General features: G+C 34.5%; 8 protein-coding genes and 2 pseudogenes. 2 read left to right on the top strand and 8 right to left on the bottom strand.

Annotated elements, in window-relative coordinates:
* Positions 1 to 42: 42 nt before the first annotated feature.
* The 8 genes and pseudogenes from ctlX to F0000_RS10930 all read right to left on the bottom strand — a co-directional run.
* Complete coding sequence (gene ctlX, locus F0000_RS10965; protein WP_149624761.1) at positions 43 to 975, bottom strand: citrulline utilization hydrolase CtlX; 933 nt, start codon at positions 973 to 975, stop codon at positions 43 to 45.
* Between the two features lies 1 nt (position 976).
* A complete protein-coding gene (locus tag F0000_RS10960; RefSeq protein WP_149624760.1) occupies positions 977 to 1,894 on the bottom strand; it encodes a dimethylarginine dimethylaminohydrolase family protein in 918 nt (305 codons plus the stop codon).
* A gap of 947 nt (positions 1,895 to 2,841) precedes the next feature.
* Positions 2,842 to 4,128 (bottom strand): citrate synthase, encoded by a 1,287-nt coding sequence (locus tag F0000_RS10955; protein ID WP_149624759.1) that lies wholly within the window; start codon positions 4,126 to 4,128, stop codon positions 2,842 to 2,844.
* A gap of 490 nt (positions 4,129 to 4,618) precedes the next feature.
* A complete protein-coding gene (locus F0000_RS10950; RefSeq protein WP_149624758.1) occupies positions 4,619 to 5,431 on the bottom strand; it encodes a T9SS type A sorting domain-containing protein in 813 nt (270 codons plus the stop codon).
* Positions 5,432 to 5,442: 11 nt separating this feature from the next.
* Positions 5,443 to 8,235, bottom strand: a complete 2,793-nt coding sequence (locus tag F0000_RS10945) for a hypothetical protein (protein WP_149624757.1) — start codon at positions 8,233 to 8,235, stop codon at positions 5,443 to 5,445.
* Positions 8,236 to 8,644: 409 nt separating this feature from the next.
* A complete protein-coding gene (eno, locus tag F0000_RS10940) occupies positions 8,645 to 9,934 on the bottom strand; it encodes a phosphopyruvate hydratase (RefSeq protein ID WP_149624756.1) in 1,290 nt (429 codons plus the stop codon).
* Between the two features lie 192 nt (positions 9,935 to 10,126).
* Positions 10,127 to 11,236 (bottom strand): glutamine-hydrolyzing carbamoyl-phosphate synthase small subunit, encoded by a 1,110-nt coding sequence (carA, locus tag F0000_RS10935; RefSeq protein ID WP_149624755.1) that lies wholly within the window; start codon positions 11,234 to 11,236, stop codon positions 10,127 to 10,129.
* 185 nt (positions 11,237 to 11,421) lie between these two features.
* A pseudogene (locus tag F0000_RS10930) lies at positions 11,422 to 11,541 on the bottom strand (IS1595 family transposase); the annotation flags it as partial.
* 88 nt (positions 11,542 to 11,629) lie between these two features.
* Here F0000_RS10930 and F0000_RS10925 point away from each other — a divergent pair.
* Together F0000_RS10925 and F0000_RS10920 are read left to right on the top strand one after the other, a co-directional pair.
* A pseudogene (locus F0000_RS10925) lies at positions 11,630 to 11,893 on the top strand (transposase); the annotation flags it as partial.
* Positions 11,894 to 12,600: 707 nt separating this feature from the next.
* Positions 12,601 to 13,248 carry a hypothetical protein gene (locus tag F0000_RS10920; protein WP_149624753.1) on the top strand — a complete coding sequence of 216 codons (648 nt, stop codon included), beginning with the start codon at positions 12,601 to 12,603 and terminating at the stop codon, positions 13,246 to 13,248.
* Positions 13,249 to 13,473: the final 225 nt, after the last annotated feature.

Raw genomic sequence — 13,473 nt, 5'->3', positions numbered from 1 at the left:
CTATAGTATTTGAAGTGTTTTAAAGCAGCACGGATACACCACTTATTTTGAAGGAAGAAAGATTTCTGCCATCATACAACGAGCACTTCCTCCTCCTAATTTTTCGATCATACTAAGATCACTATGAAGGATCTCATTATGTTTTTCTATTCTTGCTATTTGATCAGCAGACAAACTATTAAATGCAGCAGAAGACATCACCAGATATCGTGTATCATCAGCTCCAATAACCTGTAACATATTACCGGCAAAATTAGCGACTTGATTTTCTGTGATTGCAATTACCTCTTTATCATCATTTTTTAGATGATTTACTACATTTTTTCGTTCTTTTTTATCATCGATACTCGCCAGGCATACGATTGCAAAAGTTTCTCCAATCCCCATCATTACATTGGTATGATATATCGACATACGTTCTCCCTGAACGGTCTGATAGGCTTCAAAAATTACAGGAGTATACTCAAAATCCTCGCAAAACTCGATAAACAAGGCTTCATCTGCCCTAGGAGATAGCGCACAATATGCTTTTCTATGAACTCTATCCAAAACAACACTACCTGTACCTTCCAGAAATACTTCTTCATTTTCTGCAGCAGTATAATCAATGATATCTTTTATTATAAAACCTGCTTCTTCTACTATATCCAATACCTCCGGACGACGTTCTTTTCTTCTGTTAACAGCAAACATAGGATACAAACCGACCGTGCCATGTTCATGAAAGGAAATCCAGTTATTGGGGAAAATTGAATCAGGCGTATCATTTTTTGGATCATCGTCTATTACAATGATATGCACACCAGCAGATGTTAGCATTTCTACAAAGGCATCAAATTCCTGTTGAGCTATGCTATTGACATCCTCAATACTTTTATCTGTGGTATTCTGGTAATAATTATTAACTGCTGTTTGCTCGTTCATCCTAAAATGTACAGGACGAATCATCACTATCGTATTGGTAATTTGTTTCATGTTAATCTCGTATCAATGGCATTGTAGAACATCGCAATAATCCTTCTTGTTTTGCGATCTCTGCATATGGTATTTCTTCTACTGTAAAACCCTGGTTTCGTAACCAGGTATTCAATCTTGTAAAGTTTCTTTCAGAAATCACTACACTTTCGGATATCGAAAAAATATTAGAATTCATATAATACATCTCATCTTTATCTATATGAAAAAGGTGTTCGTCGCCAAAAAAACTTCGTAAATATTCATAATCACTCAGGTTTTTAAAACCTTCTTTATGTATGATTGCTTTATTTTTTCCTACGGGTTGAAAACAACAATCCAGATGCAATGCATTATTTCGTGGATCTTTCATAGACTTGTTTAGATCAAATTCTTTTACAATTTTATCCGGAAAAAGTGATTTTATATATGCCACTCCTTCCATATTCGTTCTGGCTACGATACAATCGCTATAGTCTTCTCCCGTATAGGCTCCAATAAAAATATGATCATTATGGATGATCACGTCCCCTCCTTCAAAATGAATCTCCTCAGAAGGTGCTTTATACACTTTTTGAGGAGCTATCTGATCTATTACATATTGTATAGCTTTGATTTCTTTTTCCCGATCCGGAAGGATATTAGATTTTATAAACGTATCCTCTATAACCATAGCAATATCTCTGGCAAAAATCTGATTATAATCCTGTATCAGTTCTGGTCTGTACACCTTAACATCATATCGCTCAAAAACGTTTGCCAGCGCTTCCATTTCTTCAACCATATCGGATTCCTGAGGATAGGTACCTGCTTTGATATGCTCTACAGATTTTGGATCATAGGCTTCTTCAATTTTTGGGATTCCTCCGTTACTAACCGCCGTACCCAGAACAACTGCTCTAAGTCTTGACGTTTCATTTTTAATATTTAGTTTCAACAGTGTATCTTTTTAAAATATATAATACCATCTATACTCTGAATTTACTGGATTACAATGTCCTGTTTTACCTTCATTTTAGCATGAAAATAAAACATAGTCCTGCTATGCTTGATTATTCTTCTTCACTAAAATAAAAAATCATAGTTTTCTTTTACAGTACATTCAAACAACAAATGATATAAGATTCTAAAACAAGTATTGTTTAAAACCGCTTTCAGAACTCATAATTGATACGCGTGCTACGTACTCAATAATCGAGATTTAAATGCTTCAATTCTTGCCTCAAAATCGAAATGCTTTTTTTCTAATAAATACCTTGCGAGCTTGCTCCAAAGTTACTTACTATTTAGAGCTTGTTTAAAAATCTTACTTCTTGAAAATAAATATTTTAAGAACCGTGAGCTTACTTCAAATAATGTAAATATCTCGATATACTCATAATTTGAAGTGTACTCAGAACCTCAAACTATTGATTTTCAATTTGTATTCTTTTTAAACATACTCTTAGTATCTGGGCAGAAATACAGCAAAATCAAATTTGTATCTTTTTTCGAAACTTTGATTTATTTTTAATTGTTTGATGCTATGCATCTACTTCAAAAAACAACCTTTAAATTTCATCAAAAATCTTTCAAATTATGAAAATCATCTATTTCAGACCAGACACTATTCAAAAATACCCGCTTACATCTTCATTTTTTTATCGCTACAAAAATTGCAGTGTTTTGCTTGGGTATTTTTAAAAACAAAAATGGTATAAATCTACCACATGATCCGAACAAATATATGAAGACAGGCTTGTTTTGACACCAATTTTCTTTCAAAAAACATTCAATTTTTATCAAATATTGAAATTAAGTATGTTTTTAAAGGGTTTACTAAATATTTCGAAAAAAAAAAGGCATTGAATATATCAATGCCTTTTTAAATTTTTATGGAGAATATTCCTATCTTTCTGATATGGATTTAAAGGGTCTTTCTGTTTCTCCGATATATATCTGTCTTGGTCTTCCAATTGGTTCTTTACGAAGTCTCATTTCTCTCCACTGAGCAATCCAGCCCGGTAGTCTTCCTAATGCAAACATCACCGTAAACATTTCTGTAGGTATTCCCAGGGCTCTATAAATGATGCCCGAATAAAAATCTACATTGGGATATAATTTTCTTTTTACAAAATATTCATCTTCCAGTGCCACTTTTGCCAATCCTTTGGCGATATCCAATACCGGATCTTCTATCCCAAGGTCAGCAAGCACTTCTTCTGCTGCTACTTTGATAATCTTAGCTCTCGGGTCAAAGTTTTTATAAACTCTATGACCAAATCCCATTAATCGGAAAGAATCATTCTTATCTTTTGCTTTTTCAATATATTTTGCAGTATCGCCTCCATCTGCTTTGATCGCTTCCAGCATCTCGATAACCGCCTGATTAGCTCCTCCGTGCAAAGGACCCCATAATGCCGAAATCCCAGCAGACAACGATGCATACAATCCTGCATGTGAAGATCCTACAATTCTTACAGTAGATGTCGAACAGTTCTGTTCATGATCTGCATGTAAAATCAGTAATTTATCCAATGCGTTGTTTACGATCTGATTGGCCTCATAGGTCTTATTAGGCCTGGAAAACATCATTTTATGTAGGTTTTCTACATATCCTAACGAATTATCTCCATAGTCCAGTGGTAAGCTCTTTCGTTTTCTCATCGTCCAGGCTGCCAGTACGGGAAACTTAGCCAACACCTTTACAATCGCATCATACATTGCTTCTTCTGAGTCTACATCTACAGAATCAGGATTAAAAGCGATCAATGCACTTGTTAATGAAGAAAGAACACCCATAGGATGCGCACTTTTGGGAAATCCATCAAGAATCTTCTTCATATCTTCATCTACATGGGATTCTTCCTTAATATCTTCATCAAACTTTGTTAACTGTTCTGTTGTTGGCAATTCACCAAAAATCAACAAATAAGCTACTTCTAAGAAATCTGCCTTTTCTGCCAGCTCTTCTATAGTATATCCGCAATATCTCAAAATTCCTTTCTCACCATCCAGAAATGTAATTCCACTCTCACAGCTTCCTGTGTTTTTATATCCGGGATCTATGGTAGTAACTCCTCCGGTTACATTTCTCAGTGTTTTTATATCTATCCCGAATTCTTTTTCTGTTCCTTCTATGATGGGAAACTCATATTTATTACCGTCGATTTCTAACGTAGCTATTTTTGACATGTGATTTTTTAGAATTTTGCTTTTATAATAAGGGTTGCTAAATTACAAAATATAGTGTTAAGATAGTATTAATCGTTATATCTATTTTAGCCTTACAGCTTACTTTGAATTTATCCCTAAAAAAACGAGAGTTTATTACAAATCCTCGTTTCTGGTCTTATGATTTTCTATTTCTTTTATTGAATAATCAATTGTTTTCTTTGAGCAATACCATTAGTGGTAACAGCCACTACATATAAACCGTATTTTAATTAATGGGCATCAATCTCTATTGCAGCATTACCCCTTTTTTAAAGCTTGTAATACTCAATTACCATTTGTAAGGACTCTTTTTTTGAAGCAAGTTTTTTATCAAAAATTTGATACTATTGCTTATCGAAAATCATTCAAACTGACACATATTTTCTTAAACCAAGACCACAGATAGATGCAGAACGCTTATTATATTGATCTATTTCTAAAAATAGTCAACGTTTTGAAAGTACTGTTTCTATCTAATAACAAGCCTTTTTGCTGTATTATTAATATCTATAATATAGATTCCTGACGCTAGATTAGAAGCATCTACCGCTATACTCTGAGGGTTAAAAATGGTCTTCACCGTTTTTACATATCTTCCTTTTATGTCCATAATCTTAATCGATGGATTCACAATCCCATCTAGCAAATTAATCGTAAACCTTCCATTTGTAGGGTTTGGAGTTATACTAAAATCTGAGGTTACAATATCCGGATTTGATAAGGGGAAGAAAAGAAAATTTACATCACCAGTTAATTCAGAAAACTGATCACCAGCGGAATTTCCTCCAGTTACATCTATATTAAAAAATGCATCCAAAACAGGACTAACATTTGAAGCCGGTACTTCCGTATTACTTAACAATCTTATTTCCCCAGACGAAGGATTTCCTAAAACATTAAAAGTAACCAAATCTATAACTTCACCAACAGGATGAGAAGGAATGACAGCCGTACCAGTATTTGAAGCAACCTGCCAAGCATCTCTTGTCTCTATAGGATCATTAGCACCAAGAGAACTATCCGTAATTTGAGTAAGAGATCCTAATTGTAAGAGTTTAAAATCTAAACTACCCATATCTATTGAAGCTCCAGGTGGCAACATAATAGTAAAACCAAAAGCTTCTAAATTAGGCACATCCGTTCCTGAATCAAATGTAGAAACAGCAGAAACTGTGAACTGATAAATATCATCCTGACTTAAAGTAAAGTCATAATTGGACTGAGCTATATTTGATTCTATACCAAACATTAAGATAGCAAATATTAGTAAAGTTTTTTTCATTTTTTATATTTTTATGGCAGTTGTTGATTAACTGGATTTGTTGGTAAATTGAATATATTCAAAGGATTACTAAAAACATTATCCCTTATAAAAACGAATTCGGTGTTTGCTCCAAAATATCCAGTAACCCCATTCATGTTAACATCTGTACTACTATAGCCCTGCGAAGGATATGTTGGAAGATTAAATAAATTACCTGAATCATCAAAAACTCTTTGACGGATTACAATCGATTCTGTCGATGCTCCAAAATATGTGATTTGATTATCTCCATTAGCATCACCTGCCCACATCCCGACAGTGCCAACAGGCATGCCAATCGAAGTTTGAGCTTCAGCTCCACTATCTTTAATAAAAGTAGCCTGACTACCATCTCTAAAATCAATATTGATTGGTATCGTATTTAGGGCAATAGGAGTTGCGGTCATGATTCCTAAATGGTTTCTATGCTTGATTACTATATAGTAACTCCCGCCTGTAGTGGCAGTCATTGTTAGTTCTGTATTCCCGTTTATATCTACTATATCTCCATCTTTTTGTACAAAAGCAGATTGCGCATCTATTACGGTGGTATTTGTTACCGCATCCCGTAACTCTATAAATACCCAGTCTACAATATTATCAGCATCCAGAGCAGCATCGTTAAAAATGGATCCGTCTACAGAAACACCATCACTATAAGGAGTATCATTAGGAAGATATCCAAGAGTTCTGAGATCATCTCTCATCAGATTATCTGTAGTTCCCAGCATGGCTCCCTGTAAGAATACTTTTGGAGAAAGCCTTACTACACTATTCAATACATTTACTACAAAATCATAGGTTGTAGGTGCTGATCCACAAGCAACATCAAATGTAATTGCAGCAGTATAGGTGCCTGAATTACTTAATTGAATATCATTAGAGATCTCTACTTCTGTGCCTGTAGAAGAAAAAGAATCCGGCCCCGACCAGGAAACGGTTCCATTAAATGTTTCCGGAAAACGTATTTCCAGTTTTCTTCCCAGCTCAATATCAATAGTTGCTCCCGGACTAGCAATAAAAGGTGCATCATCCAGGCTTGTTTCAAAAGAAAGCGTTGGGTTTTCACTATCTATCGTAATATCTTTTTGAACCACAATCCCACAGGGATCAGGAATCTCATAGGTAAGGGTATACTGTCCGGGTGTACTTGCTGAGAGATCAATTTCTCCGGTATTGGCATCAATAAAAACCAAACCTGCTGTACTACTAAAAGATCCTCCTCCTGATCCTGTTATAACCGGAGACGGATTAGTATCAGACTGACAATATGCCGGCAATGCATACTCAAAATCTGCTATACTGTTGGTAATAATAGTAATTGTAAAAGTACTTGAACCTGCACAGGCACCCGCAGTTGTATATGTAATTTCGTGAGGACCTTCTGCACTGGCATCCAGATCTATTAATCCAGAACCTGCGTTTATCACTAATCCAGAACTGGAACTATTAGAAAAAACTCCACCCGCAGTTCCTGTAATCGTCGGTAGAGGGTCTACATCTCCACTACAATACTCAGTCACAGCATAACTAAATGAAGCATCCGCTCCCACTATGGTTATATCCTGAGGAGTACTCGTTGCAGCACAAATCCCTGTAAGGTCATACACTATAGGATACATACCCGCAGGTGTTGCAGTTACGTCTATTTCTCCGGTAGCCGCATCGGCAAAAATCAAATTAGGATCTGTGGAGCTAAACATACCTCCATTGGTTCCGGATATGGTGGCAACCGGATTGGGATCATTTTTACAAAATGTAGCTGCACTATAACTAAACGAAGTATTCCCGGAAGCTATGATTTGCAGGTTAATTGTACTTGAAGTAAAACCTCCAGTACCACAATTATTAAAAATAACTCTTTGGACTGAATAGAATCCTACGGCAGATTCACTTAAATCAATAAGAGCATTTACCTGATTATCATTATCTACAAACTTAAGCCCGGATCCTCCGGCAGTAACCAGAAAAACCTGTCCTTGTCCGGCAGGTAATGGCTGGCTAAATATAGGAGCTGGATCTATTCCATCCTGACAAAAAACGGGAGATCCATAAGAATAGGCCGCGTCTATAAGATCTACAATAAAAACGGTATGAGAAGCGACAACACATCCTTCTGGCGTTGTATACTGAACAACATATTCTCCTGGAGTAGACGCGTTCAAATCTATCTCTCCGGTAGATGACATCATCTTTTGATTCTCTTCGGGTTTTGCAATAAAAATAGATCCGCCACCGCCACCGCCGGCAAAAACCAATCCATCAGGTGAACTGGTAAACTCACCTCCGCTTACTCCTGTGATTATAGGAGTGGGATTTGAAGATGACCTACATAATGTAGTAGACGATGAGCCATTATTATTATAACTAATGCTCGCTGGTTGCGCAGCATTAATAGTGATACTTTGCATAAAGACAAGTGGGCTGCCACTCGCAACAGTATATGTTATTTGATATGTTCCTGGTGTGCTTGCATCGAGATCAACGATTCCTGTAGCCGTATCTACAAAAACCAGGCCTGCCGTACTGCTAAATAACCCTCCGGGGGTCGTAACATTAGGAATGGGATCTATTCCGTTCTGACAAAATTCTGAAGGTGTATAGTCAAAGGTAGCATTAAGCGTCTCTATTTTTTCAATTTCTTCTTTTGAGGTATAATCATTAAAAGATGCCCAAAAGTTATATAAACTTTCTGATGTACTATTCTTCATCTTCGAATCCTTTCCGAAGGTAGTTTGGGGCGATAAAAAAAATAAGAAGAACAATAGTAAAAGTATCTTCATATAATATGTTTTTTTGGTTCGCGAAATTATTAAAAATTACTTAACCAGCCTTCTAAAATAGTTAAAATAAGTTAAAATACCATATTTTACCGTAAAAAACAGTTTTTTAACCCTTTAACCCCTTTAAAAACCCGAAAAAAAACATCAAAAACATCAAAAACATCATTTTATAACAAAAGAAGCTCACTTTTGAGAGTGAGCTTCTTTTATAAATATGTAATCTGTTTGATTATTTTAACCTGAATTCGAAACAAAAATAGCATCCATCGAATCATCTGACAAAAGAAAGGCGCTTTCAAGATTCGTTATTATTTGACCTAAAAACTGAATCCCTTTTATAACTTTTGCATCTATCATTTCGATCGATTTGATGATTTTTCTTCAATCAAACCCTTCTATCGGTAATTTTTTAGTTTATTTTAAACGCTTTTTCTTTTGGATAATAAGCAACAACTCCTAATTCTTCTTCAATTCTAAGTAATTGATTATATTTTGCCATTCTATCACTACGAGATGCAGATCCAGTTTTTATTTGACCTGTATTGAGAGCAACTGCCAAATCTGCAATTGTATTATCTTCGGTCTCCCCGGAACGATGTGACATCACTGAGGTATATCCGGCATTATGTGCCATATTTACTGCTGCAATGGTTTCTGTAAGCGTTCCTATCTGATTCACCTTAATCAAAATAGAATTTGCGATTCCATTTTCGATCCCTCTAGATAATCTTTCTACATTGGTTACAAATAAATCATCACCTACTAATTGTACTTTGTCTCCAATCTTATCCGTCAGATACTTCCAACCATCCCAATCATTTTCATCCATACCATCTTCAATAGAAATAATAGGATATTTTGATGCCAGTTCTGCAAGGTAATCCGCCTGTTCTTCACTGGTTCTGATTACTCCTGTATCTCCTTCAAATTTTGTATAATCATATTTGCCGTCAACATAAAATTCTGCCGCAGCACAATCCAGAGCTACCATTACTTCATCTCCAAATTTATAGCCTGCTTTTTCTACAGCCAATGCTATAGAATCCAATGCATCTTCTGTACCATCCAATGTAGGAGCAAAACCTCCTTCATCACCTACTGCTGTACTTAATCCTCTATCGTGGAGTACCTTTTTCAGATTATGAAAAATCTCGGTTCCCATTTGCATGGCGTGTGTGAAATTTTCAGCTTTTACAGGCATCACCATAAACTCCTGAAATGCGATTGGAGCATCACTATGAGACCCTCCATTAATAATATTCATCATAGGTACAGGAAGTGTATTAGCACTCACTCCGCCTACATAACGATACAATGGCATATTAAGTTCATTTGCAGCTGCCTTTGCTGCAGCCAATGAAACACCAAGAATAGCATTCGCTCCTAATTTTGATTTATTAGGAGTTCCATCAAGCTCAATCATGGTTTGATCCAATAAATTTTGATCAAAAATAGAATATCCTAATAATTCTTCAGCAATTATTGTATTGACATTTTCTACTGCTTTTTTAACTCCTTTACCCATATAATCACTCCCGCCATCACGTAATTCTACAGCTTCATGTTCTCCTGTTGAAGCTCCCGAAGGAACTGCTGCCCTTCCTAAAACACCATTTTCGGTAATCACATCTACTTCTACGGTAGGGTTACCTCGTGAATCTAAAATCTGTCTGGCGTGAATATTAATAATTACACTCATTTTTTGATTTATTTTTGTTGGATACTTTTAATTCTTCGCAATATACAAAACCGATAAATTCTAATACCTTCTAAAAGCTCTTAATTTATTGCACAAATCCATACAGATCTACCAAGTTATCAACTATAACGTTATAGACAAACATATTGTTAAATCAATTTTAGATTTGCAATAAAAACTAAAATTTTGTCACTATCCTTTTGCACTTTTAATATTAGTTATAAACTGATCAAACAGATAGGTAGAATCATTTGGGCCAGGACTAGCTTCGGGATGATATTGTACTGAAAAACAATTTTTACTATTCATTTTTATCCCTGCAACGGTATTATCATTCAAATGCACATGAGTGATCTCTATATCCGCATGTTTCTCTGTTTCCTCTCTATTAATAGCAAAGCCATGATTTTGAGAAGTAATTTCTCCTTTGCCTGTGAGTAGGTTTTTTACGGGATGATTGATACCTCTATGCCCGTGATGCATTTTATAAGTGCTGATTCCATTAGCAAGACCAATTACCTGATGCCCCAGGCATATCCCAAATAATGGCAAATCTCTTTTTAGTATTTCTTTTGCAGTGTCTATTGCAGCAGAAAGAGGTTCAGGATCTCCCGGTCCATTAGATAAAAAATAACCGTCTGGTTGCCATTCGCTCATTTCTTCATAGGTTGCATTATATGGAAAAACCTTAATATAAGCATCTCGTTTTGCAAGATTACGCAGAATATTTTTTTTAACTCCAATATCCAATGCTGATATTTTATAAGTAGCATTCGGGTCTCCATAAAAATAAGGTTCTTTTGTAGAAACTTTTGAAGCCAACTCTAGCCCATTCATATCTGGCACTGCTGCCAACTGCTGTTTTAATGACTCTACATCATCTACTTCTGTCGAAATCAAAGCATTCATTGCTCCGTTATCTCGTATATAACTTACCAAAGCTCGTGTATCCACATCAGAAATAGCCAATAAATTATGTTTCTCTAAAAACTCCTGTAAAGAACCATCTGCCAAATCTCTTGAAAATTCATAACTAAAATTCTTTACGATAAGACCAGCAATTTTTATTGAATCAGATTCTATCTCTTCATCATTGGTTCCGTAATTACCAATATGCGCATTGGTAGTCACCATTAATTGTCCGTAATATGATGGATCGGTAAAGATCTCCTGATACCCTGTCATACCTGTATTAAAGCATACTTCACCAAAAGCGGTTCCTTCTCGTCCTACAGCTTTTCCATAAAAAACGGTACCATCAGCCAATAAAACAATAGCCTTTTTTCGAGATTGATATTTCATATTTTTCTCCTTTTTTTAGGGTATAAAACAATTACGTTTTATATAACTCTTCTTTTTTATTTAACAGACTTAATTCGTTACGAATAAATCTGCGCAAAAGTACAGTAAATAATTATTTTTTTAAACTCTCAGGCATTTTTTTAATCATATATAAATAGGATAATAATTAATTTATGTACATCCGTTTATTGCCCACTTGCTGTAATACTTGCTATTACAAGTCTGTCGAAGATTCGTTCCCCAAAATATCTTCTATTGAGTTTGTAGACAAATTCATTTAGATATCATTGTAAATATTTCTTCTTGTTGTTTTCACAAATGCTCAAAACTATATCTTTTAAGCTTAACTTAATGTCCATCCAAATGTAGTAACTCCGAACCGATAATCATTCTTCTCATAAAACAAAAAAAATAGAGCAATGGTTAGAACTACACAAAGATAAGATAGAAATGTTCTTTATTCCTCCCTATTCTCCAGAACTCAATCCGCAAGAATATGTGAATCAAGATTTCAAAACCAATATCATTGGAAAGAAAAGAGCCATTAGCAAAGAGCAACTCAAAGAAAATATCAAAGGGTTTATAAAAAAAAGGAAGAAAGATAAACCGCAATTGATCAAATATTTACACCGTAAGCACGCCAGATACGCCACCTAAAGCTTTTATGCAAACTAATTACCCTAACGATTAATAATTCATTTCTTTTTATCTGAATTTTTATCTTATCAGGGCAAAAAACAAATCAAATTAATTACTCTTTTTTGTTGCGCTCAGAAGATATTTTAATCAATTATCAGTTTACCATTTTTCATTAATTGTGTATCCGAAGCAGAGACTTGAAAAAGTAAATTCCACTCGCCAAATTGTTCCTTTCAATTGCAACTTGTTTAGCGCTAGTATTATTTGTTAACCAAAAGATCTGACCTTGATTGCTCTAAAGTGTGATCAAAAATCACTTCGTTGTTTTATGGCCATTTATATGAACAATTTAGCACTGAATTTGATTTTTTTTAAAAATTGATTTTTTTTTTAAAATGTTTAATACGATTTGTGATTAAAAAATTCGTATAGATTCATTGAACTATTTTTTCTTTATGCAAGGCAAAAAAATCAAGCATAGCTATAGCTACGGTTTATTTTTTAAACGAAGTAGAAAGGAAAAAGAAAGGATGAATATACGAAATTTTTAGTTATAAATCGTATAATTTCAAATACTTAAGAGATTTATTCTGTTGAATACTTTTGAAATAAGTTGAGTAAAGCTAAGGAATGTTGTTTACTAAATGTAGGGATAAAACTAATCAAATTGTTTATTAAGTGTAGCTGCACAAGAAATTATTAATCAAATATTAAAACCTAATTTTATGAAAAAATCGAATTTATTACTTGGACTAGTATTATCAGCTTTTATGCTATTTTTTAATAGCTGTAGTACTGAAGATGAAAGTATCCCCGTTGAAAACAGTGATATTCAAACATCAAATATTGAGGAAGAAACTGATCCATTTAAAAATACCGCATACAATTATAAAGGGATTGTATATGATAATATTGAATCCCTAGAAAAAGTGGCAGATCCTGATAACCTTTATATTTCATACTCAGAAGAATATGGCGCATTTGCTTTTGACACAGAAAAGGAAGTAGAAGCTTATGATCTTGAATTAACTACTAAATATGAAAGCGTTAATAAAAACGCAAGGTACAAAATTATCAAATTAAGATTATGGAAAAAGAAGCATGCTAGAGGATCTCATCGAACGTACACTCTGCGTGTAGACAAAAAATCTAAATATAGAAAAAAAAGTCTATATCTGACAAATCTAAGACCTTTTAAAAGTTATAAAGTTATTAGAGGAGGTGCTGATATTCTCGCCTTCATAGCTGCTCAAAGACATGGTTTTCACAGAATTTTTAGTGGATATCTGAACTCAAAACATCAGGCTAGAAATTTTCCTTTTCCTGGCAACCGAGCTGACAAAGCAGGTATTACAATGACTGGTTATAGATAAAAGCAAATCATTAAACCCAGATTATACATTGGAAAATCTATTACAGTTCTGAGCTACTGAAAACACTATCACTTTGCTGCTTTTTTTTGATTTCACCGTAGCCCTCGTCACAGTTCAGGATAAACTGCTATGCTAAAACCGAGAAAAAGTCAGTGTTTATTGTATCTCAAAGCTTCATAACGAAGTTTCAATGCATAATCTGTGTTAAACAATTAGATGATGATA

It is taken from the genome of Aquimarina sp. RZ0 (assembly GCF_008370685.1).
Lineage (GTDB): Bacteria > Bacteroidota > Bacteroidia > Flavobacteriales > Flavobacteriaceae > Aquimarina.
This window is presented reverse-complemented; position numbering and strand designations above follow the sequence as displayed.